Origin of the sequence: Halobacterium noricense, assembly GCF_021233435.1 — an archaeon.
In the GTDB taxonomy this organism is placed as follows: Archaea; Halobacteriota; Halobacteria; order Halobacteriales; family Halobacteriaceae; genus Halobacterium; species Halobacterium noricense.
On record NZ_CP089468.1, the window covers coordinates 1,073,389 to 1,099,441 of the forward strand.

Genomic DNA, 26,053 nt, shown 5'->3' on the forward strand with positions numbered 1-26,053 from the left:
CCCCGCATTCTACCGGGCGAGGAACTTCGAGACGGCGCTTCAACCGCACTAGCGTTCTGCTGTAACGAAAGCGCCCGGCTACGTCGCCGACCCGATCACCTGCTTCAACCGCACTAGCGTTCTGCTGTAACCAGTTAGACGGCAACACGCTAACTGTCCAGTTCGGGCTTCAACCGCACTAGCGTTCTGCTGTAACCTGGAAGTCAACCAGGTGGAAACCGAGATTGAGATTGGCTTCAACCGCACTAGCGTTCTGCTGTAACTAGCCGCGATTCTTGACGAGGACGACCCCGACAGCGCTTCAACCGCACTAGCGTTCTGCTGTAACCGCCGAGCGCATAAGGAACTTCGGCTGACCCGCACGGCTTCAACCGCACTAGCGTTCTGCTGTAACTAGTTGCACGGTTCCAAGACCTTCGGCTTTACCCGCTTCAACCGCACTAGCGTTCTGCTGTAACGTTGATTTGCGTATCGGCGCATAGCCGGCATTTCAGGCTTCAACCGCACTAGCGTTCTGCTGTAACGCGGTCCAGCGATATGCCCTTCGAGCCGTCGCGGAGGCTTCAACCGCACTAGCGTTCTGCTGTAACGAGCGACCTCGTCGACACGTTCGCCACGCTCACGGCGCTTCAACCGCACTAGCGTTCTGCTGTAACTCACCGACCACGACGACCCGGCCGAGGGTGCCGAGGCTTCAACCGCACTAGCGTTCTGCTGTAACTAGTTGCACGGTTCCAAGACCTTCGGCTTGACCCGCTTCAACCGCACTAGCGTTCTGCTGTAACTCCGCAGGTGAACGACCCTGGCCGCGTGCCGGACGCTTCAACCGCACTAGCGTTCTGCTGTAACGCTGACTGTGACGACTTCCGGGCCGACGCTGACGTCGCTTCAACCGCACTAGCGTTCTGCTGTAACGACGTCGGACGTCGTCGGTTACTCGTCGCAGGACTCGCTTCAACCGCACTAGCGTTCTGCTGTAACTCGTCGCGACGTCGGTCGCGACGGCTTCGACGATCGCTTCAACCGCACTAGCGTTCTGCTGTAACGGTCAAGAGGTCTGGTGGCCCCATGACGGCCTGGAGGCTTCAACCGCACTAGCGTTCTGCTGTAACGACGAGTCGACCACAGAGTCCAAGAGTAGCGGCCGGCTTCAACCGCACTAGCGTTCTGCTGTAACTCGGAAGACCGTGCGAAGTCGTCGTCTTCGTGGTCGTCGCTTCAACCGCACTAGCGTTCTGCTGTAACTGCGGCGTGAGCGAGTGGGTGGAGTTTGACGACAAGCTTCAACCGCACTAGCGTTCTGCTGTAACCAGAGTATGTGAGAGGGTTTCGGGTAGCAATCAGACGGCTTCAACCGCACTAGCGTTCTGCTGTAACAAGACGACCTCGTCGGCGGCGTACTCGTCGACGACGGCTTCAACCGCACTAGCGTTCTGCTGTAACGACTCGTCAACGCAGATACAGTCTACTACGTTGGCGGCTTCAACCGCACTAGCGTTCTGCTGTAACCAGGGGCTTGATGGGCGGTGGGACCAACTCGCGCAGGCTTCAACCGCACTAGCGTTCTGCTGTAACTTTGCGGTGTCTACCACCGGGTCAACGTCATACACCGCTTCAACCGCACTAGCGTTCTGCTGTAACACCGCCGAATGCAACAACTACCCCGACAACCCACCGCTTCAACCGCACTAGCGTTCTGCTGTAACGCTGGCCGACGAGCGCGCTCTGTGCGGAGTCGAGGCTTCAACCGCACTAGCGTTCTGCTGTAACGGTGGGGTGTCGCTGGCGCGATGGACGCATGGGTCGCTTCAACCGCACTAGCGTTCTGCTGTAACTCGGGACACCACCAGACGCCTAACTCGCGGTTGGCGCTTCAACCGCACTAGCGTTCTGCTGTAACTCTCACCGTCGTCTTTCCGCGACGCGCCGAACAGGCTTCAACCGCACTAGCGTTCTGCTGTAACAGCAACTTCACCTACACAAGGGGGAGCAAAACCCTCGCTTCAACCGCACTAGCGTTCTGCTGTAACTCGTCCGTAGACGCCGCGCCAGCGATCCGCCGACAGCTTCAACCGCACTAGCGTTCTGCTGTAACCACGTAGTCGGTGGCGTAGCCGGCGAGGTTCCGAAAGCTTCAACCGCACTAGCGTTCTGCTGTAACGACGTGTCCGACGTACTCGTTGAGAGTGGGGAGAATGCTTCAACCGCACTAGCGTTCTGCTGTAACGGGGTTGGGTCCGCGGACGCACGCGTCGAGTACGTGCTTCAACCGCACTAGCGTTCTGCTGTAACGGCTCTCATGGCTGACCTGACGGCCATGCAGAAGGCTTCAACCGCACTAGCGTTCTGCTGTAACCGGGCGCTTCCTGCGTCCCCTGGTTGCGTGGGAGGCTTCAACCGCACTAGCGTTCTGCTGTAACCATGCCCAATTTCGGGCATTCAACGGTGCTACAGCGCGTACACACTTCCCTGTTTTCGTCGACCCCGAATAGTCCCTAAACCCCCAGGGGTCGATGGAAAGAAGCGTTTCCTGCGGTAGCTTATCGTGAAGACGTTGCCTTCCCAATATTTTATTACATTAGTGTGATTTAGCTGTTGTATGCCGTTATATTCGGAGTGTAACGACCGGGGTGATTCCCCACGATGCGCGTAATGCTTGACTTGTGCGCAGAGCGGGATGCAGAATACAGAACCAACTACCACCATAAACTTCGAGGACGAATCTGGCGAGCACTCGATGGGTCAAAATACAGCAGCGAACACGGCAACAGTAGCCCGCTAGGACTGTCCTTCTCGAACATCTTCCCGTGGGGAGAAATCGAGGAAGGAGATACACGAAAGCTCCTGCTCGCCTCGCCTCGCGAAGGGCTGCTGGCCACGATCGCCGAAGACGTCCAAGCGAATCCCGAGTTTAATGTCGGCGACATGCCGTTCACCGTGACCGACGTTCGGTCACTCGACGTCGACGTCGGCGAACCAGGCAGTCGTGGCGTCATCGAAACGGCAACCGGTGTCGTCGTCTCGCTTTACGACCACCACCGCCAAGAGTACGGTCTCGAAACCGACCACGAGGGCAGTAGTGATCCGACGTACTGGCGGCCGAAACACACAGTTGAGCCGTTCCGGGATGCGATTACGGACAATCTCCAGACGAAACACGAACGGTTCGCACCCGACTACGCCCCGGGGCCGACAGAGGTTGACTCGCCACTCTTCGATGGGTACGACCTCATCAAGACGTACGCGCTTCCAGTCACCGTCACAGAAGGCGTCGAACTTGACATGATTGTGAGCAAGTGGCGCTTCGAGTACACCGTCCGCGACGACACGCACCGCCGCCACCTCAACCTCGCACTCGACACCGGCCTCGGCGGGCGGAACGGGCTCGGGTTCGGATTCGTGAACATCGTCGACCGAACGAAGCCCGGCGAAACCGAACTGGAGGGCGAGAATGCTTTCGCCTGACGAGTTCGACGATGCGTACGACGACGACGAGCTTCGGTCGGAACTTCCGGACTCTCCGATTGCGTCGCTTCGCGACCTCCAGTACCTCTACGGGAAGCTCTACACGCTCGCTACCGCGGGTGGCGGGGACTACGCTCCATACCTTACGCCCGACGCCGCGGGCGACCTCGTCGACACCGACGACAGCCTCATCGTCGTTCGCGTTGACCTCTCCGGCGACGAACCCCAGCTCGCGGACGATGAGCAAGGAGCGATCAAAGTGACACGGTATAGCGCCGACCTCGTGTCGAAGGTCGCGCACTCCAAATATCCGGCCGCACGGGGTATCGACCATAGCGTCACCCATCAGGCTGGCCGGAACAGCGACCCGGAAAAGCTCGCGCGGTACGCCAAAGAACGGCTGACGAAGTGGGCAACGGACGGGGTCGTTCAGAACGCCGCTGACGACCACGAGGACGGCTCGCTGGTTAATGCGCTTGCGGACCTCGGCGAGGATGAAGATGTGCCCGACACCATCGAGGACGCAGTAACGCGGGCACTCGACGGCGAGTCGGCGACGGCGCTCCTCACGGTCCAGGTGAAGACCGAGCCCGACGGTGAGTATCGCTGGCCGGGCGAGGTTGACGTGTTCCAGGCCGCGATGCGAGCACGGAAGCTCTCGAAGCTCGTTTCGAAGGGGCAAGCAACTGAATCCGCGGGCGACGCGGTCGACATCGTAACTGGCGAGGCCACGCGAACAGTCGGGACGTCCGAGGACCCACTGAACTACTATCTCGGCAAGCAACTCGAAAAGTTCCCCGGGTTGGACGTCGACGAGGCGTGGCGGACACACCCGCTATCGGAGGATGCGGCAGTGACGGTGATGAACGCGGAGCCGTTCGTCGAAGCCTGCACGTATCGGACGTTCGGCGCGAAAGTCTACTCACTGCCGTATTTCTTCGGAACGCCGACGCCCGCTGATGCGCGCGAATTGTATCAACTGCTCTACCTCGCCGTAGACGCAGAGGACGATAGTCGAGTCACGTCGATCGAACGCGCGTACCAACGAGAAGATTGGACCGTCGACGAGAATCGGCTTCGGTTCTACGTGTCCGCCGTGATGCCCCATCAGATGTCGCGGTACGACGTGTTTGGGGAGACGTTGAACGCGCTCCTGCAGTACCCCTCAGCGGTCGCAGTCGCGCACGCCGAAACCCAGCAAACGGAAGCGTTCCGAGGGTCAGACGACCGGTCGGCCGCGTTCCCGACGGTGGACTGGCCAGTGTTCGGCAGTAACACCGGGGCGTTGCTCGGGGAGATCACGTCCGGCTGGTACTTCGGGCAGACGTTCCCCGAGGGCGACGACGATACGGACGCGAGCGCCGACGACCCTCGAATCGAGGCGTTGGTGAACGTGTTGAGCGGCACGCCCATCTCGGTGTCGTTGTTGCTCGACGCGTACGTCACCCGCATTCTCGATGAAGCGTCGCACGATGACGTCGACGGATTTCCGTCGCTTCGCGTCTCCTCGCAGTTCGCGCAGTTGTGTGCGCTCGCGAGCGCGGAGGGGAACTTCCTGACAGCCGATGGCGAGCAAGCATCGATTACTGAATCACCGAGTTACGAACTACGAATTATGGATGAACCAGGGCCTGAAGCCCTTACAACGGATGGCGGATTCGCCGGCGAACAGAAACTCGAAGCGTTCATCGAAGGAACACCCGCTCTAAACAACGACCAGCGCTGCGGCGTCTTCCTCCTCGGTACACTCGTCGGGGCAGTCGGAAACTACCAGGAGTGGCACGAAGACCGTTCGACGACACTCGTCGACCAGTTCCCGGTGAAGTCGATCACGACGAGTCGAATCAAGAAGGTGACACAGGACGCAATCGAGAAGACACTCACCTACACGCGCCAGGAGAAAACGCGCCAAGGACGGAACTATCCCGGAACGAAGTTTGACTATATCGTGGACCGACTCCGCGACCGCGTACTGAACCCCGATCCGGACGACTGGACGCTTGAAAAGACGGACCTTCGATTCTACTACGCACTCGGAGTTACCTACGGGATGAACGACTACTCGCCGTCGAGCGACGAATCAACCGAATCCACTGAGGAGAACTAACCATGTCCGAATCCACCACTGTCGAGAACCGCTCCGAGATCGTCTTCCTGTTCGACGCTGTCGACGCGAACCCGAACGGTAACCCCCTCAGCGGGTCGAACCGGCCGCGTATCGACCCGCAAACCCAGCAAGCCATCGTGACCGACGTCCGACTGAAGCGCTACCTCCGCGACCAACTGGACGACGACGGCCACGGCGTCTACATTCGCAACGTGCAGAATCAGGCGGGCTACCAGTCGACTCGAATCGACCTCCTCGAGGACCGCCTGAAAGAAATCGACCTCGACGACTACGACCCCGACGACGACGACGACGAGGACGCGGAGCGCCTCCGCGAGGACGTCTTCGACGAATTCCTCGACGAGAGTGCGGACGTCCGGTACTTCGGTGCAACCATGAGCGTCGACACCGACGCAGGGTACGAGGACGCGCTCCCCGACCACTTCACGGGGCCGGTGCAGTTCTCGCCCGGGAAGTCGATGCATCCTGTGAACGAGAACGAGGAGTACGACAGCCTCACGAGCGTCATCGCCACGCAGGGTGAGAAAGAACAGGGCGGATTCGACCTGGACGACCACCGCATCCAGTACGGACTCATTCGATTCCACGGTCTGGTGGACGAACACGGCGCGGCGGACACGAAGCTCACTAAGAGCGACGTACAGCGGTTGGACACGCTCTGCTGGCGTGCGCTGAAGAACCAGACAGTGAGCCGGTCGAAGGTCGGCCAAGAACCCCGGCTGTACTGTCGCGTCGAATACGCCGACGAGAGCTATCACCTCGGCGGCCTCGACAAAGACCTCGCCCTCGACGACGCCGAATCGAAACCGGCGGTGGAACTTCGGAATATCCGCGACCTGACGCTCGAAATCGACGACTTCGTGGACCGGATCGCTGACGCAAGTGACCGCATCGAACGGGTGCGTGTCGTCGCGAGCGACGTCCTCGACGTCTCCTACGACGGAGCGGTTGGCGGCCCGGCGGTGCTCTACGAGGCTCTGGAGAACGCTGTTGGCGCGGACGCGGTCGATGTCATCGACGTGTACGACGAGTACCCCGAAACCCTCTAATCGTGTCCCAAGAATCGCTCGACGGCTGGTTCGACGGCGAAGATGGGGAGAGTGACGACACCGACGCGCCCGCGGACGGTAACGGCGGCACGGGTGAGTTCCCTCGACGTTGCCTGTCGTTCACGGTTCGCGGGCCGTGGGGTCACTTTCGGCGCGTCGAAGGGAACATCGTCAAGCAGACGTATCGAATCATCCCCCGAACGACGGTCGCGGGCCTGCTCGCCGCAGTGCTCGGGATTGGCCGGGACGAGTACTATGGGCTGTTCGCGCCGGACACGTCGGCGGTCGCTATCGAACCCGTGCGCGAATTGCGCACGTTAAACATGCCGATGAACACGCTCTCGACCGCGAACGAGTCGATGCAGTCGCTGAACTCGCGCGGGAAGCTGAGCATGAAACTTCCGGACCCGACGAAGCCCCGCCAACAACACAACTACGAGGTCCTCGTCGAGCCAGCCTACCGTATCGACGTCGCGCTCGCCGACGATGCCCGCTACCGGGAACTTCGCAGCCATCTCGAAGCAGGAACGTCGCACTACGTGCCGAGCCTCGGCCTGTCAGAACATCTCGCGCAACTCGACTACCACGGCGAGTTCGCAATTGAACCGAGGACAAACGACGATACCGTGTCGGTCGATTCAGCCGTTCCGAACGCTGTAGATTCGGTAATTCCGGAGCCGGAAACGCGGTGTCAGGTTGAGGAGTCACCGGCGTTCATGGCCGCAGATGCGGGCGGGCGGACGACGCGGTCGTTCACAGCGTACGCCTACAACCCCGACACAGGGCCGCTGTCCGTACGGGGTATCAGCGCTGCGACTGTGGATGGGCGGACTGTGGTGTTCGTCTGATGGCGCTAGACCCCAGGCAGCGATACTCGCATCCGCCGGAGAATGGACGGGACGGCCGGCTCTTACTGGACCATCTCCGTGACGTTGCGGCCCGAGTCGACCACGTCGTTCCGGAGCATGCGACAACGCCGAACGGGGAGCCGTTACGTGAGGTGGTGCGGCGACTCGCGCTCGTCCACGACCTCGGGAAGGCGACAACGTGGTTCCAGCAGTACATCGACTCGGACCGCCGGGACCCGTCAAACGACGCGTTGCGGTATCACGCACCACTCGGGTCGTTTGCGGCATACTTCGTCCTCGACGACGCTGGCTACGACGCGGAAACGTGTCTGGCGGGATTTATTGCGGTTGCGAAACACCACGGCCAGCTCCCGGACGTTCTCGGGTACGTGTACAATCGAACAGTCAGTGACCAACAGGGACGCGGCGAACGCATTACTGCCCTGAAGAAACAGGCGGTCGATATCAACGACGAAGCCACCGGGGTCGCAGAAGACGTGTTTGCGGACGCCGCTGGCGATGCCGATGCGTGGCTGGCATTCGCACAGACACTTCTCGATGATTCGCCTGAGTCGTTGTGCAACCAGCTCTCTGGGCTGGTTTCTCGGAACGGCCAAGAAGCCCGTGGGGGCGTCTCCGATTCGTGCTACGGGCTTGTACTCCGGTGCTGGAGTGCACTCGTGTTCGCGGACAAAACGAGCGCTGCACGGGCAGTATCAGGATCAGAGACATACGCGGCTGAGACTCCTGCACTCGATACACTGGACGACTACGTGGACAGTTTGGATGCCGACCCGAAACAGGAGGGAACGCGCTCGCAGCGTCTCGATTACTGCCGCGACCGTGCGCGCCGGACCGTTATCTCCGCAGCACGTGACTTCGCGGAATCAGGGGGCGGAGTGGCCACCCTGACACTTCCAACTGGGATGGGAAAGACACTCACTGGACTGTCCGCGGCCTTCACGATACGGGATGCGTTGGACGGCGAGCGCGTAGTGTACGCGTTGCCGTTCACGAGCATCATCGATCAAGTGGTAGACGAACTCAAAAGCATCTACGAGACAGACGGACTCGGGCAACTCCTCACCGCTCACCACCACTTGGAAGCTGCCGAGATTTACGACGAACCGGGGAACGACGAGGATGCTGCGGACGAAGCCGATCGGACTGGTGATATTGCCTCCATACTCGGTGAGGCGTGGCGCGCAGGGCTGACTGTGACGACGTTCGTACAGCTGTTCGAGAGTCTCGCTGGCCCGCAGAACACGCAATCGATGAAGCTCCCCGCGTTGCAGAACAGCGTTATCGTGCTGGACGAGCCGCAGAGTCTGCCGCTCGACTGGTGGAAACTCGCCCCACGGCTCGCAGAGGTACTCGTAGACCAGTACGATGCGACGGTCATCGCGATGACAGCGACGCAGCCACGGCTGTTCGAGAACTCGCTCGGGGAGGTTCCGGAACTCGTCGACGACGAGTACGACTACTTTGACGCTGTCGAGCGCGTCGCATACGAATTCGATGACTCGGCTGAACGGTACATCGACACTCAGGATGGCCCAAAGTCGTACCGGGACGCTGCGAGCGAACTCCGCGACACACCCGAGTCCGAGTCGGTGTTAGCAGTAACGAACACCATCGATAGTGCCCGCGAACTCACGGATTGCGTATCGAAAACGGGGGAATTTGTCGACGTTGGCGGCGTGTACGCACAACTTCTCGACCGACTTGGCGGTGACGCGGATGCATCCGCTATCGAAGCAGATGCGGTCGCCAAGGCCGTCCGCAACGAGGGTGGGCGCCCACTTCTCCACCTTTCGACGCGCCTTCGTCCCGTCGACCGGTTGACGCTGGTGGAGACCGCAAAAGAACTCACCGGTAGCAACTGCGGGCTCGTGGTCGTGTCGACGCAGCTCATCGAAGCAGGCGTCGACATCAGCTTCAACCGCGTATACCGGGATTTTGCGCCACTCGACAGTATCGTCCAGGCCGCCGGCCGTTGCAACCGGTCCTTCGAGCGTGAACGTGGCCGTGTCGTCGTCTGGTGGTTGGATGCGCCCGATGAGGAAAGTGAGACCACACCAGCGGCCGCGGTCTACAACCGCGGGACGAAACTGCTGCCCGTCACGGCAGACGCGATTGCAGCGGTTCGCAAACGCGTCGACGAACTCGACGAGACCGCCCTCGCAAAGACCGCCGTCGAAGAATACTACGAGCGACTAGGTAGTGAAGGACGTGACGTCGGAAAACAAGAGTACGCGGACTACGTAGACGACGCACGAGCTGACGAACTCGGGGACCTCTCGCTTATCGACCAGCGTCGTTCGGTTGACGTCCTCGTGACGCGGACTAGCGGAGAGCGTGCCCTTTCGGAAGCGCTCGGCGAAGCTAATCAAACGTATGATTACGACGCACTCAACCGGCTCCGTGATGCGGTGAAGCCGTTCACGGTGTCCATTCCGCTCTATCGGGGGGACGAGGAAACTCGGGACGCCGTCGGCAGTCTCACGCCTCTTCTTCCAGACGATGGACTGTACCAGCTAGACACCCGACAGCACGGCGCGTACTTTGACGCCACGACCGGGTTCGTCGTCCCTGAGAGTACGGTTGACCACCAGTTCTTATGAGCGACACTGACCCAGTAGAGAAACTCCGTCGAACGGCTCAGGATGAAGCAACGACGGACGAGTTCCGGGTGACGGGCGTGATGATGCAGTACTACGAGGTTTGTGAGCGCGAACTCTGGTTTGCGTCTCGTCACCTCGAAATCGACCGAGACAACGCCGCCGTCGTGCGCGGTACACAGGTCGACGACTCCGCGTACGACGAAAAGCGGCGGAACGTCTCGATTGACGGCATGATTGCCATCGACGTGCTCGAAGATGGTCGAGTGATGGAGGTCAAGCCGTCATCTTCGTTGGTTGATCCAGCCAAACTCCAACTGCTGTACTATCTCTGGTATCTCGAACATATCGTCGGTGTTGAGCGTGAGGGCGTACTCGCGCATCCGACAGAACGCCGTCGGGAAGCCGTCGAACTCACACCCGAAAACGAGCAGTGGGTCGAAGACGCGATTCGGGGCGTCCACGACATCGTCACGCAAGAAACACCACCGGGGGCGGAGGAAAAGCCGTTCTGTGAGTCGTGTGCGTATCACGACTTCTGCTGGAGTTGTTAACGATGACCGAGAACTACCACGTGTTCAGCGACGGACGACTCGAACGGCACAACGACACGGTCCGCCTCGTGACCGAGGACGACGAGAAGAAATACCTCCCGGTTGAGAACGCGGAGGCTGTCTTCCTCCACGGCCAGATCGACTTCAACACCCGATTGGTTTCGTTCCTCAACGACCACGGTGTCGCCGTCCATATCTTCGGCTGGAACGATTACTACGCCGGTTCTGTGATGCCGGAACGCGGCCAGACCTCCGGTCGGACAGTCACCGAGCAAGTCCGAGCGTACGACGACCCGGAGCATCGGCGACAACTCGCGCGGAAGTTCATTCGCGCAAGCATCCACAACATGCGGGCGAACGTCTCCTACTACGACAACCGCGATCACGACTTTGGGAGCGTTATTACACGTCTCGATACACAGCAGGAGCGGCTCGAACCGGGACTCGAGATAAACGAACTGATGGGCGTCGAAGCGACCGCTCGTCGCGCATACTACTCGACGTTCGACGACATTCTCCCCGATGGATTCGTCTTCGGGGGTCGAGAGTATAATCCGCCGAAGAACGAGGTGAATAGTCTCATCTCGTTCGGAAACTCACTCGTGTACGCGAATGTCGTTTCCGCAATTCGGGCAACGGCGCTCGACCCAGCGATTAGCTTCCTCCACGAACCAGGCGACCGCCGATACTCACTCTCACTCGACATCGCAGATATATTCAAACCACTGCTCGCTGATCGCGTTATTTTCCGTCTAGTGAACCGCCAACAAGTCGACATGGGTGACTTCGAGGAGCGGCTGAATGGATGCCTACTCACGGAATCAGGCCGCGAAGCATACTTGAAGGAATTTGAACAGATGCTCGATCAAACCGTCGAACATCCGCGATTGAATCGAAAGGTGAGCTACCAGCACCTCCTTCGTGTCGAAGTATACAAGCTGAAAAAGCACTTGCTGACTGGCGAAGAATACGCCCCCTTCGAGCGATGGTGGTGACTAGATGGCGTATTTAATCGTGGTGTACGACGTTGAGGCGGATCGAACCTCGAAATTTCTGAAGTATCTGCGGCAGTATCTCGTCCACGTCCAGAACTCAGTCTTCGAAGGAGAGCTCACAGCCGGCCAAGCGGTTGACGTCGAAAACACCCTTGAAGAGATGCTCGAACCCGGCGAGTCGGTAATGGTCTACCAGATGGCCGGCGAAAGCTACGTCGAGCGTTCTGTCTACGGTGAGGACCCGATGGACGACCAGCAATTCCTGTAAGCACTCATCGACCCCTGGGGGTTTAGGGACTATTCGGGGTCGACGAAAACAGGGAAGTGTGTACGCGCTGTAGCACCGTTGAATGCCCGAAATTGGGCATGGTTACAGCAGAACGCTAGTGCGGTTGAAGCGACAACACTGATCGTCACCTCGCTCGTGCCGGTCATCGTTACAGCAGAACGCTAGTGCGGTTGAAGCCCCCCACTGGTTGGTCTTCGCGACGGCACGGCCGTCGTTACAGCAGAACGCTAGTGCGGTTGAAGCGGCGAAAAAGCCGGGCAAGCATGGGGCGCCACCAAGGTTACAGCAGAACGCTAGTGCGGTTGAAGCGTGCTCGCGGACACCGCCGGCGAAATCACCGAGGTGAGTTACAGCAGAACGCTAGTGCGGTTGAAGCCTGCGGAAGGCTCGGGATGCGACCCGGTGAGCTCGTTACAGCAGAACGCTAGTGCGGTTGAAGCGTCTCCGGGGATGTTCTCGCCCAGGGCCTCCGCGAGGTTACAGCAGAACGCTAGTGCGGTTGAAGCCTCCCACGCAACCAGGGGACGCAGGAAGCGCCCGAGTTACAGCAGAACGCTAGTGCGGTTGAAGCACCGCCGCACCAAGCACCCGGACGGTAGCGGGAACCGGGTTACAGCAGAACGCTAGTGCGGTTGAAGCATGTCGTCTAGTTCACCGGCAAGCCCAACGCGGTTCGTTACAGCAGAACGCTAGTGCGGTTGAAGCCGCCTGCCGGCTGTCGAGGTCGTCGTCGAGGTCGTGTTACAGCAGAACGCTAGTGCGGTTGAAGCGACTACTATCACAAACCGGGCACGCATCTAGTAGGTCTGTTACAGCAGAACGCTAGTGCGGTTGAAGCGCACGGTGGGAGTACGTGGAACCGCGAGGAATAGGGTTACAGCAGAACGCTAGTGCGGTTGAAGCCGCGCAAGCGACGAATAGCGATCTCTACCACGGGGTTACAGCAGAACGCTAGTGCGGTTGAAGCGAGTTCGGCGGCGGTCACCTGTGCGCGCTGGTTCGGTTACAGCAGAACGCTAGTGCGGTTGAAGCCCGAACTCCGGTGTGTACGTGGATTGGAATATTGATGTTACAGCAGAACGCTAGTGCGGTTGAAGCAGCTTGTGAACTTCAACACGCCGCCCGGCGAGGGGCGTTACAGCAGAACGCTAGTGCGGTTGAAGCCAGGAATTGGAGTTCACGGAGCGCATGAAGTGGTAGTTACAGCAGAACGCTAGTGCGGTTGAAGCCTCTCACTCCCGGGACAACTCCGTGGGGTGGCGCTTGTTACAGCAGAACGCTAGTGCGGTTGAAGCAAGATGGATCTAACGACGGGGGACCTCCAAATCGGTTACAGCAGAACGCTAGTGCGGTTGAAGCGACCCCGGCGATACTCTCGCCGTGGGTCTGGACGTGGTTACAGCAGAACGCTAGTGCGGTTGAAGCCACCCGAGCGCCACACCGCACGCACTCATACATCTCGTTACAGCAGAACGCTAGTGCGGTTGAAGCGACTTGATGGCGATGCGGCCCGACGGCCTTGTGTTCGTTACAGCAGAACGCTAGTGCGGTTGAAGCGGATGACGAGCGGGGTAAGCTCAAGGTCCGGCCCGGTTACAGCAGAACGCTAGTGCGGTTGAAGCGGATGGCGACGGAAGCGGGGCATGATGAGGCGAAGGGTTACAGCAGAACGCTAGTGCGGTTGAAGCACAGTCTGGGGTGCCCCCACGACGGCGACACTGAGTTACAGCAGAACGCTAGTGCGGTTGAAGCGCGTGGGTTGTCGGGGTAGTTGTTGCATTCGGCGGGTTACAGCAGAACGCTAGTGCGGTTGAAGCCATCGCCTGCCCCTCCTCGACGCCGGGCGGCGGTCGGTTACAGCAGAACGCTAGTGCGGTTGAAGCCCGTGTTGTCCCGTGCCGCCCGATACCCCGAGGCCGTTACAGCAGAACGCTAGTGCGGTTGAAGCGAGGTCGCATCCCCAGAGGACGCGGGCGAACTGGAGTTACAGCAGAACGCTAGTGCGGTTGAAGCGCCCGCCCGTGTCAAGTTGCGGGAGTCGGAGCGACCGTTACAGCAGAACGCTAGTGCGGTTGAAGCACGATGAACGCGTCGCCTTCGGACCCGACGGTCCGGGTTACAGCAGAACGCTAGTGCGGTTGAAGCGACCAGAAGCCATCCGGTGGGCTCAGGTCGAACCCCGTTACAGCAGAACGCTAGTGCGGTTGAAGCACAGCTGACGCACCTCCATGTACAGCAGCGCAATCCAGTTACAGCAGAACGCTAGTGCGGTTGAAGCAGGGATCGTACTGCAGCCACGAATGCTATCTTCGAGTTACAGCAGAACGCTAGTGCGGTTGAAGCGTTACCGGGGGCATCCGTCAGCCCCCATCCTGTCCGTGTTACAGCAGAACGCTAGTGCGGTTGAAGCTTGCGGTGTGTGGGCCTTCGCGGTCCATCTCGGTGGTTACAGCAGAACGCTAGTGCGGTTGAAGCGTCGATAAATCCGATGCTGGCCCGCAATACGTCTCGTTACAGCAGAACGCTAGTGCGGTTGAAGCGACGCTGACGTGTCGATCGACGCCACCGCGACTGAGTTACAGCAGAACGCTAGTGCGGTTGAAGCCGTCGGCGTACGACATCACGCACGGCGACCTCGTTACAGCAGAACGCTAGTGCGGTTGAAGCGACCGACCCGGCGACGTCGCCCGCCTCCGTGATGGAGTTACAGCAGAACGCTAGTGCGGTTGAAGCCTCGCGGGACTCGCGCCGGCAGTGCCGGTGTTGACAGGTTACAGCAGAACGCTAGTGCGGTTGAAGCCCGGACCTCGTGACCTACGAGGAAACCGAGGACGGGGTTACAGCAGAACGCTAGTGCGGTTGAAGCCAGCTCGTGCAACGCCATCCCGTTCCACGACTCCTGTTACAGCAGAACGCTAGTGCGGTTGAAGCCTCGCGGGACTCGCGCCGGCAGTGCCGGTGTTGACAGGTTACAGCAGAACGCTAGTGCGGTTGAAGCCCGGACCTCGTGACCTACGAGGAAACCGAGGACGGGGTTACAGCAGAACGCTAGTGCGGTTGAAGCCAGCTCGTGCAACGCCATCCCGTTCCACGACTCCTGTTACAGCAGAACGCTAGTGCGGTTGAAGCCTCGCGGGACTCGCGCCGGCAGTGCCGGTGTTGACAGGTTACAGCAGAACGCTAGTGCGGTTGAAGCCCGGACCTCGTGACCTACGAGGAAACCGAGGACGGGGTTACAGCAGAACGCTAGTGCGGTTGAAGCCAGCTCGTGCAACGCCATCCCGTTCCACGACTCCTGTTACAGCAGAACGCTAGTGCGGTTGAAGCCAGACCGCGAGAAACGAGACGCGAAGCGTGACCTCCGTTACAGCAGAACGCTAGTGCGGTTGAAGCTCCTCGACGAGTTCGACGCCGACGAAGTCCTCGCGGGTTACAGCAGAACGCTAGTGCGGTTGAAGCCGGGGACGTCGTCGAGACTAACGCCGACGACGTCGAGTTACAGCAGAACGCTAGTGCGGTTGAAGCGCGACCCGTTCGTGAGCTCGATTTTCGCGCCGGGTTACAGCAGAACGCTAGTGCGGTTGAAGCGGCAAGGTCACAAGCAACTAACCCTGCCCGGATGTTACAGCAGAACGCTAGTGCGGTTGAAGCAAGCGACCGGGGACGCCGGCGACCTCGTCGAACAGTGTTACAGCAGAACGCTAGTGCGGTTGAAGCAGGCATCGACTTCCTCCTTCCATTCTCGCAGGTGTTGTTACAGCAGAACGCTAGTGCGGTTGAAGCATTACGGTGTTCGTATGTGACACTGATACGTCCGAGTTACAGCAGAACGCTAGTGCGGTTGAAGCCACCAGTAGGCTCGACTGGAGTCAATTCAGCGGTTGTTACAGCAGAACGCTAGTGCGGTTGAAGCTCGCAGACGGCGAAGTGTCGGGGACTAAGCAAACGCGTTACAGCAGAACGCTAGTGCGGTTGAAGCGACCCGAGCGACGCGCCCGAGTTCTCGGCAGCCCACGTTACAGCAGAACGCTAGTGCGGTTGAAGCAGACGGCGGCTTGACGGCATGGAAATTGTCGTTCCGGCCGTTACAGCAGAACGCTAGTGCGGTTGAAGCCGCACACGATTTCAGCCTTCGATACGACGTCGCCGCGTTACAGCAGAACGCTAGTGCGGTTGAAGCCGAACTGTACTGCGACCCACGGGGAAGATTACCAGAGTTACAGCAGAACGCTAGTGCGGTTGAAGCGGATTCGCATACTCGACTCGTACACACGAGCCCTCGTTACAGCAGAACGCTAGTGCGGTTGAAGCTCGTCGGCCACCTCACTGGTAGCGCCATCGTCGCTCGGTTACAGCAGAACGCTAGTGCGGTTGAAGCACTCGCGAACCGGGGGTGTCCGAGAACACTCAACGAGTTACAGCAGAACGCTAGTGCGGTTGAAGCCCGTCGCGCTCGTCGCCGCGCATGTCCGGGAAAGGTTACAGCAGAACGCTAGTGCGGTTGAAGCTCTCTTAAGGCTCGCTGGAAGCCGTGACGAATATACCCGTTACAGCAGAACGCTAGTGCGGTTGAAGCACTCGGCATCGCCCCGCCCGTCTAACGCCGTGACCCGGTTACAGCAGAACGCTAGTGCGGTTGAAGCCTCCACGACGACGACTGCTCGTACGACGGACCCGCGTTACAGCAGAACGCTAGTGCGGTTGAAGCTACCAGCGATAACCGACCAACGACCCCTTTCAGCCGGTTACAGCAGAACGCTAGTGCGGTTGAGGCCGAGGAAAAGACGCGACCTCAACGTTGATTTCGGGTTCAGTTTAGCTGAATACAGGAGCTAAGCCCCCACCCTCAACGAGTACCGCAGTCCGCGCAAGCGGACACGGACCGCAGTAGGGTGGGGATACAGCGTCCCCAGAAATCGAAGATTTCTGGTGTGCGAACGAGACGCGAAGCGTTTCATCAACGCCGTCATCACCTTTCCGATACTGTGCGTCGGCAGGCCGGCGGTGTTCAGATAAGGACTGAAACTGGCTTGATGTGCTCGCCGATACAGCCGATTTCCGGCGGATTGAAAGGGCGAGGCGCGCGTGGCGGCTTCGCCGCCACGTTTTGCGGCGGTCGGTGCAGCCGACCGCCCACTCGACGAACCCCGGCGTTCGGAAGACGCGGCGCGTCTTCCGCGCCCATCAGAACCCGACGGGTTCTGAGGACGAAGTAAGCACGTGAGCGACCACCGGGAGCGAACGCGCGTGGTCCGAGAGACGCGGAGCGTCTCTCGTCGCAATTCGCGAGGGCGGCGAACGCTTCGCGTTCGCCTGCTCTCGAAAGAGCGCTGTGCGCTCTTTCGGCGACAGAGAGGGAGCAAGCTCCCTCAGGCAGCCGGCGGGCTATGCCCGTCGGCGACAGCGAGCCGCGGGAGTGTCGTGAGTGCAACGAACGAGACCACGGGAGACGAGCACTGCGAGTCTCCCGACAGTCGAGACAGCCGAGGGCTTTCAGCTGTTCCCCACAACTCTGCTGCTGGAAACTGCTTATCTGAACACCGCCGGCAGGCCCACGCAAGCATTTATATTGTCAAACGCCGAACAAACTGCCAAGATGGGCGTTCCGACATGTCGGCTTCGACTCGATCCTTGCGAAGCTGACGGACACGGACAGCGTTCAAACGCAACAAGAAGCGTGCGTTGTCCCACGGAATTATCCCGTCGCGCACTAGGAGTGGGACACTCCGAATTAATGCCTGTGGAGACTGCACTCTTTGTGGATACACCTGTATCTGCAAATCGCGTCGTGGAAGCAGGAAACCGCGCCCTGCTCGGCCTGACGGCCTCGCTGAGGGCGGGGTGGTTCACTCCGCCCCTTCCCTTGCTTCCCGAGCGTACAGACTCCCACCACACCCGCCACACCGATACTCCTCGGAATTCTTCACGAGCTTGGATTTCCGGTAGCGCGCCATCTCGCTCCCACAGGATTCACAGACGACCCACCAGTTCGGGTCGGCGAAGTGCTTGCAGGTGACGGACGTCCGGAGTTCGGTCGCGAGTTCGCGGAACGCCTCGCCGTGGCTGGCGTCGCCCGCTTCGTTCAGCAGGTGGACGTGAATCAGTTCGTGACGGACGACGTCGGCGGTGGCACCCCAGCCGTGCTCCTGGAAGTACTCCCAGGTTAGCGAGACGGTTTCGGGGTGCTCGCCGTGGTATTTGACCGCGCCGGCGCGGCGCTTCGCGCGCTTGCTGACCTCCCACTCCAGCGCGCTCACGGTCACCGCGAGGTCGTAGGCGTCGACGACGTCCCGGGCGTACACTTTCGCGACTGCGAGGAACTCCGGGACGGAGACGTCTCGGTCGACCGCGTAGAAGTCCGTCTCCAGCGTCGGCGTCCCGGACATCATCAGTAGGTCGGGCGTGAATTGTGCCCCGGGGATAGTATCGTTGTGGGTCGGCAGTCGGCGTTCAAGGCCACGCCCTCGAACCGCCCCGGTGCTCACCACTGGCTGGTCGACAGGAACGCTGCCCTTGCGACTATCACTCCGAGCGGGCAAACCTCGGGAACAGAACGGCGCACTCGGACGCTCAGTCGGCTTCGATTTCCTCGACGTCGAACAGCTCGTTGCAGCTGTTGCACTCGTAAACGTTGGTCGTACCGCGGGAATCACTGTTGTCGGCCGAGACGACGAGTTCGCCGCCGCAGTCGGGACACTCTGGCATACGTGGCCGTTCGGCGGCGTGGGTGTCGAGGTTTGTGGCCGACCGGCGAGCGAGGCTGTGCGGCGACCGTCGTGGCGCAAGCGAGCGGTCGCGTGCCGACGAGGGAACTATCGAAGGCGATCGCGGACTTCGACGACGCCGACGACGGCCGTGCACGCGACGAACGCAGTCGTGCCGAGTTTCCCGCCGGCCCCGCCGAACACGCGCGAGGTGAGGAGATAGATGACCGCCGCGAGGGCGCCCGCGAGCGCGACGACGCGGCCGTCGTGGAGGCGCCGCGGCGCGGACATGCCGACGAACGACGCGCAGAACGCGACCGCGGCGAGCGGTGCATCCGTCGCGAGCGAGAACGCGGGGCGGAGCGCGACAGCGAGCACGCCGACGAGCGCGGACGCGACGACCGTGCTGTGGCCGCGTTCGGCGTGGAGGTAAAACGCCACGACGGCCGCCACGGCGGCGACAGGCGCGGTAACGAGAAGCACGCTCGTGGGGAGTGTGGTCGCCGAGTGGAAGGTGGCGGTCGTCGCGGCGGCGGCAGCGAGACAGCCCGCAAACGCGAGGGTTCCGAGTTTCCCACCGACGCCGTCGAAGACGCCGTCGGCGGTGACGAGGCCGATGCCCGCAGCGAATCCGCCCGTCGCGACGCCGACGGACGTGGGGAAGAGCGCGGGCGACGCCATACCGACGAACGACCCGCAGTAGACGGCGACGGCGATGGACGGGGCGGCGAGCCCGGCAACGAGCCCGACGCCTGCGGAGGCGAGCACGGGGCCGAGGCCGGCGTGCACGCTGAGCGCGTACGTCGCGACGCTACCGAGCACAGTAGCGGCGACGGTGACGCCCGCGTCGCGGACGTGAAGCGGGGCAGCGAGCCGTACGGCGTCGAGGGCGTCGCGTTCCGCGGCGACGGCCGCGCCGGCCGCGAGCACGATGGCGGTCCGGGCTGCCGTCGCGCCGCCGGTGAAGGGCTGCGTCGTAACCGCGCCCGCGAGGAGGACCGCAGGTGCAACCGACAGCGCGGCGAATCCGGCACGGCGACGCAGTTCGAGCACGCAACTGTCTATCTGCAGTCGGCGGTTGGGGGTTTCGATTCGGGAATCGACGGCAGGCGCTGCCGCCATCTTACCGTCATTTTTGGAACGCAATCCACAACCGATATACTTCCGCGGGGCCGAGTGTCGGTAACCGTGACGAACACGCAGGTCACCCTCGTCCAACTCGACAACTACGGCCCGTGGACCGTGACGCCATCGCCGCGACGCGAAGTCGACCTCCAGACGATGCAGTCCCGCCTCTACGCCGACCTCTCGCAGGCGTTCGGGATGCGGGACGGCTACGTCTTCTTCACGCGCTTCGACAACATGATCGCGGTCAGCAACGGGCTCGACCTCGAAGACCACGCCCGGATTCAGGAGTCCATCCGGAACCGCTACCCCGTCACCGTCAGTCTCTCCATCGGCACCGGTGCGTCGCCCGCCGATGCGCTCGTCGAGGCGACCGCTTCCCTCCAGGAACAGGGCAGCGCGCAGGACGCCGACCGCCGCGAAGCACTCCTCGGCCAGCCCATCGACGAGACCGCACGCACCGACGAGGACGTCCAAATCGCGCACTTCGACGTCGTCGACGCTACCGGCACGTACACCGACGAACTCGACGCCTACTCGTCGTTCGTCCACATCGAGCAGGGGTACGCCGCGCTCATGCAGCACATGCACGACGCCCACGACTCCCTCTCGTTCTTCGTCGGCGGCGACAACATCATCGCGGTCTGCCCGGACCTCACGCCCGCGGACTACGAGGAGGCCATCGAGCACGTCCACGACACCGCCGGCGTCGACGTCCGCGTCGGCGTCGGTCACGGCGTCTCCCCGCACGACGCCGGCATGGGTGCCAAGCACGCGCTCGAAGACGCCCGCGAACACGAGACCGACGTCGAAGTCGTCCCCGAACCCTGACCGGACCGGCCGTTTTTTGCTCGTCGCGCCCGAATCACGCGTGATGGTCGACGGCGAGCGACTCCCAGGTGCGCCAGCACGCGAGGAGCGCATCGTCTTGCACGTCGACATGGACTGCTTTTACGCTTCCTGCGAGCGCCGCCGCGAACCCGAGTTACGCGGCGAACCCGTCGTCGTCGGCATGGGCTACGAGCCCGGTGAGACCGTCGGCGCGGTCGCGACCGCGAGCTACGAGGCCCGCGAATACGGCGTCGAGAGCGCGCAAGCCATCGGTGCCGCCCTCGACAACCTCTCGCGGAAGGCCGACGATCCCGACAACCCGGACGCGGGCTACTACCGGCCCGTCGACCTCGACTTCTACCAGGACGTCGGCAGTTCGGTCAAGGAAATCCTCTACGACCTTGGCGACACGGTCCGCGAGGTGAGCATCGACGAGGCGTACCTCGACATCACTGACCGGACCGCGTGGGACGTCGCCGACGGGTTCGCGCGCCACGTCAAACAGCGCATCCACCGCGAGGTCGGCGTTCCCGCGAGTGTCGGCGTCGCGCCCGACATGAGCACCGCGAAGCTCGCCAGCGACTACGACAAGCCCGACGGCCTCGTCGTCGTCGAGCCCGACGACGTCCGGAAGTTCCTCGCACCCATCGACGTCGCGGACGTCCACGGCATCGGCCCGGTCCGCGCGCGGGAACTCCGCGAGATGGGCATCGAGACCGCGGGCGACCTCGCCAGCGCGGACCCTTACGAACTCACCGACAAGTTCGGCGACCGCGGCCGCGACCTCTACCGGCGCGCCCGCGGCGAGGACAACCGCCCCGTCGAGCCCCGCGGGAAGCCCAAGAGCCTCTCCCGGGAGTCCGCCTTCGACGGCGCGACCGACGACTTCGAGCGCGTGCGCGAGCAAGTCGCGACGCTCGCGGAGGCAGTCGCGGACCGCGCCACCCGGAAGGACGCTTTCTACCGCACCATCGGCGTGAAGGTGGTGACGCCGCCGTTCGACGTCCACACGCGCGCCGAGTCCCTACCCGGGCCCGTGGACGACCCCGGCCTCGTGGACGACGTCACGCAGGACCTCCTCGGCGAGTTCGAGGGCGAGTCCGTGCGGAAGGTCGGCGTGCGCGTCTCGAATCTGGACTTCTCCGAGCGCGAGCAAGCCAGCCTCGACGGCTTCGAGAGTGACGGCGACACAGACGACGGCCGCGCCGGGAGCGGGAGTAGCGACTCGACACGAGGACTCGAGTGCGCCGGAGACAGGCAGCGAGACGGTCAGATTTCGCTGGACGACTTCGAGTGAATGCGAACCAACCTGCGCCTCGTCGTTTGTGGCCGTCTCCAACGATCGAACCATTACTTGAAAACCCAATAAAAACTTTTTTAGGGCGCTGGGGGTGCCTGATAAAGCGTAACAGATGGCAATTGAATTCGCACACAGTCCACTGCTCACGTTCGCGGCCGGGCTGGCCGTGGTCGTGTTGTTACTGGTCGTGTTGGACCTCCCGGCGTTCGTCGGGCTAGCTATTGCGGCGTTCACTGTCGGCCTCGTCAACGCCGTCTTCGTCCCCGACTTCGCGATGGCGGACGCGGCGACGAGAACTGCAACGGCCTTCGGTGACGGCATGGCCGGCATCGGTATCCCCATCCTGATGGCCGCCATCATCGGGAAGTCGATGCTGGAGAGCGGGGCCGCCCAGCGCATCGTCCGCGGCTTCCAGTCGCTGGTCGGCGAAGGGAACTCCGACCTCGCGCTGTGGGGGAGCAGTTCCATCCTCGCAATCCCGGTCTTCTTCGACAGCGTGTTCTACCTCATGGCACCGCTGGCCCGCTCGATGCGCGCCCGCGTCGGGAAGAACTACGCGCTGTACATCGTCGTGGTCGGCGCCGGTGCGGCGACGACACACGTGTTCGTCCCACCGACGCCCGGCCCGCTCGCGGTCGCGAACGAGATCGGCGTCGACCTCGGCATCACGATTCTCGTCGGCGTCGCCACCGCGATTCCCGCGGCCATCGCCGCCGGCCTCGTCTACGGCCGCTGGATCAACGCCCGCCTCGACATCCCGCTGCGGGACGCGATGGGCACCACCACCGAGGAACTGGAGGAGCGCGCTCAGCGCGAGACCTCGAACCTCCCCGGCGTCCTCGAAGCGCTCGCCCCCATCTTCCTCGCAGTCGCACTCGTCGGCTCCGCGACCGCCGTCGACACCTTCCAGGAGTGGTACCCCGTCCTGGAAGCCGTCCAGCCGGTCATCGCGTTCGTCGGCGACAAGAACGTCGCGCTCACCATCGCCGCGATGGCAGCCGCCGTCACCTACCTCCGCTGGACCGGCCTCTCGCGGTCCGTCTGGGAGGACGAACTCACGGAAGCGCTGAAGAGCGGTGGCAACATCGCGGCCATCACCGCGATGGGTGGCGCGTTCGGCGCGCTGCTCGCCGCCTCCGGTATCGGCCCGTACATCGCCGACCTCCTCCAGAACTTCGGCATCGGCCTGCTCGTCACCGCGTGGCTCATCGCCGCTGTCGTCCGCATCGCACAGGGTTCGGCGACCGCCGCGATGCTGACCGCCGCTGGCATCATGGCACCGCTGGCCGGCCAGCTCGACGTCAGCGCGGCGTACCTCGTGATGGTCATCGGCGCGGGCGGGAACATCTGCTCGTGGTACAACGACTCGGGCTTCTGGCTCGTCAAGGAAATCGGCGGCCTCACGCAGGCGGAGACGCTGAAAACGTGGACCGCGCTGACGACGGTCATCTCCGTCACCGGGCTAGTGACGGTGCTGATTCTGTCGTCGGTGCTGCCGCTCGCGTAAGCGACCGGCCGCACTCGTCGCATCGTCCCGAAACCAAATCACACCCCACAACGAGAACACACTCATGGACCGCGCACTCGCAGTCATCGACCCGACCGACGCAGCGAAAGACCTCCTGCACGAAGCAGGCACGCTCGCGGCGGGCGTCGACGCCGACCTCGTGGTGATTCACGTCACCACCGAGGAGGAGTACGGCGGCCGCCGCGAAGCGATGGAAGCGATTCCGAACGGCTCAGCGAGCTACTCGCCCGGTGAAGCCGAAGCGGGGGCCGCGCAGTTCGCGCAGGACCTCGCCGACGAGATTCTCGGTGACCTCGACGTCGAGTACGAGACCGCCGGCTACCTCGGTAACAAGGCCGGCAAGACCCTCGACGCGGCCGCGGAGTACGGCTGCGACCACGTCTTCCTCGCGGGCCGCAAGCGCTCGCCGACGGGGAAGGCCATCTTCGGCGACGCGACGCAGAAGGTCATCCTCGACTACGACGACCCCGTCACCGTCCTGACCGCGTAGCTTCCCACCGCACTTTTTCGACGCGTCAGTCGCTGCTCGACACCAGCGTGCCGAGGAGCGCGAGCCCTAGGCCGACGAACAGCCCGAGGTAGAAGATGGGCGTGGAGCCGATGCCGCGGCCGCCGTACCGCAGGCGGTCGTGGAGGAGGACGAAGCCGCTGGTGAGGACGACGGCGATACCGAACAGGGCGAGGTCGCGGGCAGCCATACCGGGAGGTCGCCCGTCTGCGTCTTCAGGATCGTGCTGGCGTTACGCGAGCGGTTCGACGAGGTCTTCGAGGGCTGCACGCGGGTCGTCGGCCTTGGCGACGCCGCTGGCGAGCAGCACGCCGCTGGCACCCAACTCGCGGGCGGCTTCGAGGTCGTCGCCCGTGCTGATGCCGGCACCACAGTAGACGTCGACGCTCGGGTCGACGGCCTCGGCGGCCGCGACCGCGTCCTCGACGATGCCCGGGTCGGCCTGCGAGACGGGCGTCCCGGTGCCGATGAGTTCCGGCGGTTCGACGGCGACGGCGTCGGGGCCGAGCGCGGCGGCGGCCGCGACCTGCTCGGGGTTGTTCGCGCACACGACGGTGTCGAGGTCGACGCGCTCGGCGGCGTCGAGGCTGTCGTCGATGTCCGCGAGCTTGCGGCGGTGCTCGGAGTGGTTGAGGAGCGTGCCGACAGCGCCGTTGTCCGCGACGGATTCGGCGAGCACGCTGCCCGTGTGGCTGCCGTGCTCGACGGGGCTGACGTGCTGGGCGTACGTCGTCGCGCCCGTCTCCGCGACCCGCGCGAGGTCTGCGGGCTGCGGGGCGACGGCGATGGTCGTGTCTGTCGATTCGGCGACGTCGGCGGCGGCCTCCGCGACCGCGACCGGGTCGCAAGGGTACGCCTTCAGATTGACGAGTACGAACACGTCAACACCGGCGTTCTCCCGCGCGAAAAAACTGTAGGTTTAGCTGTCGTCGCTCTTCCGGCGGACCTTGTCGCCGAGCGTCAGCCCCGCGCTGTCGCTGTCCGAGGACCAGTCCTCGTCGGCCTCGCCGCCGGACTCCGTCAGGGAGATGCCGAGCTTGCTCTCGAGCTTCTCGCGGACGTCGTCGCTGGGGAGGCTGTCGCCGCGTTCCAGCTTCCGGATGACGCTGGCCTTCTCGTTGAGGTCGTCGGCCAGTTCCTCCTGGCTGAGTCCCTCGGTCTCGCGGGCCTTCCGGATGCGGTCGTCGTAGTCGCTGGCGAGCTCTTCCATCTCGTCGAACATGTCGCGGCGGCGGCGACCGCCCGAGGAGCCGCCGCTGGACGAGGACGTAGAGCCGCCCGAGGACTGACTAGATGAAGACGTCGAATACTTCGTGCTGGTGGTGCTGGAGGACTCCGTTTCGACTGTCGTTCCGAACTCCGAACAGTCGTCGCAGACGTCGATTTCCGCCCCCTCGATTTTGACGGTCTTCGGGGACGAGACCTCCTTGCCACACATCTCGCACTGAGCCATACCAACAGGTAGCCGCGGACGACGCTTAAATGGCACGCCGCGGGGACCTCAGGAGAGCTGGCGCCACGCGGAGACGAACCGCTGAATCGCGGTGAGGTGGCCGACGACGGCGAACAGCGCGAGCAGCCACGCGACCAGCGAGAACCCACCGGCAGCAGGAATGAACACGGAGAGTCCACCGGTGATTCCGACGAGCGCGAGGCGGTCCGCGCGCCCGAGTAGGCCGCCGTACACGCGGTCGAGGCCGACGGCTTGCGCTTGCGTGCCGAGGTACGACGTGAGCAGCACGCCCGTGACGGCGGCGAGCCCGAGGTCGTAGCGGCCGATACCGGCGGCGAGCCCGGCGACGATGACCACGTCGGCGTACCGGTCGAGGACGTGGTCGAGGAGGTCGCCCGCCACCGAGTCCGTGCCGAGTTCCCGCGCGAGCGCGCCGTCGAGGAGGTCCAGCCAGCCGTTGACGACGACGCAGAGCGCGCCGACCGCGTACATCGACGGCGACGCGACGTAGAACACGGCGGCGGCCGCGACCGCGAACAGGAACGCGACGACGCTGACCGCGTTCGGGGTCGCGCCGACGCGCACCGCCGCGCGCACCCACGGCCGCATCAGCCGCGTCGCGAGGTCGCGGTAGGTGTCGAGCGTCACGCGCGGT

Annotated in this window: 19 protein-coding genes and 2 CRISPR repeat arrays (1 of these 21 cut by a window edge); of the genes, 12 read left to right on the forward strand and 7 right to left on the reverse strand. The window is 62.7% G+C overall.

Annotated features, from left to right (window positions below):
• Window positions 1–2,420: direct repeats of the CRISPR family, unit length 30 nt; unit sequence GCTTCAACCGCACTAGCGTTCTGCTGTAAC (it extends 1,269 nt beyond the left edge of the window).
• Window positions 2,421–2,643: 223 nt separating this feature from the next.
• Genes cas6 through cas2 form a run of 8 tightly spaced genes read left to right on the forward strand, consistent with a single transcriptional unit; the run spans window position 2,644 to window position 11,928 of the window.
• On the forward strand, window positions 2,644–3,465 hold the full coding sequence (gene cas6, locus LT974_RS05960; protein ID WP_232589787.1) for a CRISPR-associated endoribonuclease Cas6: 822 nt from the start codon (window positions 2,644–2,646) through the stop codon (window positions 3,463–3,465).
• A complete protein-coding gene (gene cas8b / locus LT974_RS05965) occupies window positions 3,452–5,572 on the forward strand; it encodes a type I-B CRISPR-associated protein Cas8b/Csh1 (protein ID WP_232589788.1) in 2,121 nt (706 codons plus the stop codon). Before cas6 ends, cas8b begins: the two co-directional genes overlap by 14 nt.
• A gap of 2 nt (window positions 5,573–5,574) precedes the next feature.
• On the forward strand, window positions 5,575–6,642 hold the full coding sequence (gene cas7b / locus LT974_RS05970) for a type I-B CRISPR-associated protein Cas7/Csh2 (protein ID WP_232589789.1): 1,068 nt from the start codon (window positions 5,575–5,577) through the stop codon (window positions 6,640–6,642).
• Window positions 6,643–6,644: 2 nt separating this feature from the next.
• Complete coding sequence (cas5b, locus tag LT974_RS05975) at window positions 6,645–7,490, forward strand: type I-B CRISPR-associated protein Cas5b (protein WP_408611697.1); 846 nt, start codon at window positions 6,645–6,647, stop codon at window positions 7,488–7,490.
• On the forward strand, window positions 7,490–10,114 hold the full coding sequence (locus tag LT974_RS05980; protein ID WP_232589790.1) for a CRISPR-associated endonuclease Cas3'': 2,625 nt from the start codon (window positions 7,490–7,492) through the stop codon (window positions 10,112–10,114). The genes cas5b and LT974_RS05980 overlap by 1 nt, the downstream gene beginning before the upstream one ends.
• Window positions 10,111–10,665 carry a CRISPR-associated protein Cas4 gene (locus LT974_RS05985; RefSeq protein WP_232589792.1) on the forward strand — a complete coding sequence of 185 codons (555 nt, stop codon included), beginning with the start codon at window positions 10,111–10,113 and terminating at the stop codon, window positions 10,663–10,665. Before LT974_RS05980 ends, LT974_RS05985 begins: the two co-directional genes overlap by 4 nt.
• A 2-nt stretch (window positions 10,666–10,667) precedes the next feature.
• A complete protein-coding gene (gene cas1b / locus LT974_RS05990; RefSeq protein WP_232589793.1) occupies window positions 10,668–11,660 on the forward strand; it encodes a type I-B CRISPR-associated endonuclease Cas1b in 993 nt (330 codons plus the stop codon).
• Between the two features lie 4 nt (window positions 11,661–11,664).
• Complete coding sequence (cas2, locus tag LT974_RS05995) at window positions 11,665–11,928, forward strand: CRISPR-associated endonuclease Cas2 (protein WP_232589794.1); 264 nt, start codon at window positions 11,665–11,667, stop codon at window positions 11,926–11,928.
• Between the two features lie 101 nt (window positions 11,929–12,029).
• Window positions 12,030–16,723: a CRISPR direct-repeat array (repeat unit 30 nt; unit sequence GTTACAGCAGAACGCTAGTGCGGTTGAAGC).
• Between the two features lie 1,072 nt (window positions 16,724–17,795).
• Here the strand turns inward: cas2 and LT974_RS06000 are convergent.
• From LT974_RS06000 to LT974_RS06005, 3 genes are all read right to left on the reverse strand, one after another.
• The gene (locus LT974_RS06000) at window positions 17,796–18,434 is read right to left on the reverse strand and encodes a SprT-like domain-containing protein (protein ID WP_232589795.1); all 639 of its coding nucleotides are present in this window, start codon (window positions 18,432–18,434) and stop codon (window positions 17,796–17,798) included.
• Window positions 18,435–18,519: 85 nt separating this feature from the next.
• Entirely contained in the window at window positions 18,520–18,654 is a 135-nt protein-coding gene (locus LT974_RS17745; protein WP_269073546.1) for a hypothetical protein, read from the reverse strand.
• A 107-nt stretch (window positions 18,655–18,761) separates the two neighbouring features.
• Window positions 18,762–19,706, reverse strand: coding sequence for a hypothetical protein (locus tag LT974_RS06005; protein WP_232589796.1), 945 nt, complete (start codon window positions 19,704–19,706; stop codon window positions 18,762–18,764).
• Window positions 19,707–19,841: 135 nt separating this feature from the next.
• Here LT974_RS06005 and LT974_RS06010 point away from each other — a divergent pair, with 135 nt between their 5' ends.
• From LT974_RS06010 to LT974_RS06025, 4 genes are all read left to right on the forward strand, one after another.
• Complete coding sequence (locus LT974_RS06010) at window positions 19,842–20,609, forward strand: GTP cyclohydrolase III (protein WP_232589797.1); 768 nt, start codon at window positions 19,842–19,844, stop codon at window positions 20,607–20,609.
• Between the two features lie 43 nt (window positions 20,610–20,652).
• The gene (dinB, locus tag LT974_RS06015) at window positions 20,653–21,906 is read left to right on the forward strand and encodes a DNA polymerase IV (RefSeq protein ID WP_232589798.1); all 1,254 of its coding nucleotides are present in this window, start codon (window positions 20,653–20,655) and stop codon (window positions 21,904–21,906) included.
• Between the two features lie 115 nt (window positions 21,907–22,021).
• On the forward strand, window positions 22,022–23,416 hold the full coding sequence (locus LT974_RS06020; protein WP_232589799.1) for a GntP family permease: 1,395 nt from the start codon (window positions 22,022–22,024) through the stop codon (window positions 23,414–23,416).
• Between the two features lie 64 nt (window positions 23,417–23,480).
• Window positions 23,481–23,927: a universal stress protein gene (locus tag LT974_RS06025; protein ID WP_232589800.1), complete on the forward strand. Its 447-nt coding sequence runs from the start codon at window positions 23,481–23,483 to the stop codon at window positions 23,925–23,927.
• A 25-nt stretch (window positions 23,928–23,952) separates the two neighbouring features.
• On the opposite strand, the gene LT974_RS06030 is transcribed toward LT974_RS06025, so the two are convergent.
• The 4 genes from LT974_RS06030 to LT974_RS06045 are packed head-to-tail and all read right to left on the reverse strand — an operon-like array spanning window position 23,953 to window position 26,046.
• A complete protein-coding gene (locus LT974_RS06030) occupies window positions 23,953–24,135 on the reverse strand; it encodes a hypothetical protein (protein WP_232589802.1) in 183 nt (60 codons plus the stop codon).
• Window positions 24,136–24,177: 42 nt separating this feature from the next.
• Window positions 24,178–24,825 carry a triose-phosphate isomerase gene (gene tpiA, locus LT974_RS06035; RefSeq protein ID WP_232589803.1) on the reverse strand — a complete coding sequence of 216 codons (648 nt, stop codon included), beginning with the start codon at window positions 24,823–24,825 and terminating at the stop codon, window positions 24,178–24,180.
• 39 nt (window positions 24,826–24,864) lie between these two features.
• Window positions 24,865–25,398: a multiprotein bridging factor aMBF1 gene (locus tag LT974_RS06040; protein ID WP_232589804.1), complete on the reverse strand. Its 534-nt coding sequence runs from the start codon at window positions 25,396–25,398 to the stop codon at window positions 24,865–24,867.
• Window positions 25,399–25,446: 48 nt separating this feature from the next.
• Window positions 25,447–26,046: a CDP-alcohol phosphatidyltransferase family protein gene (locus tag LT974_RS06045; RefSeq protein WP_232589805.1), complete on the reverse strand. Its 600-nt coding sequence runs from the start codon at window positions 26,044–26,046 to the stop codon at window positions 25,447–25,449.
• Window positions 26,047–26,053: the final 7 nt, after the last annotated feature.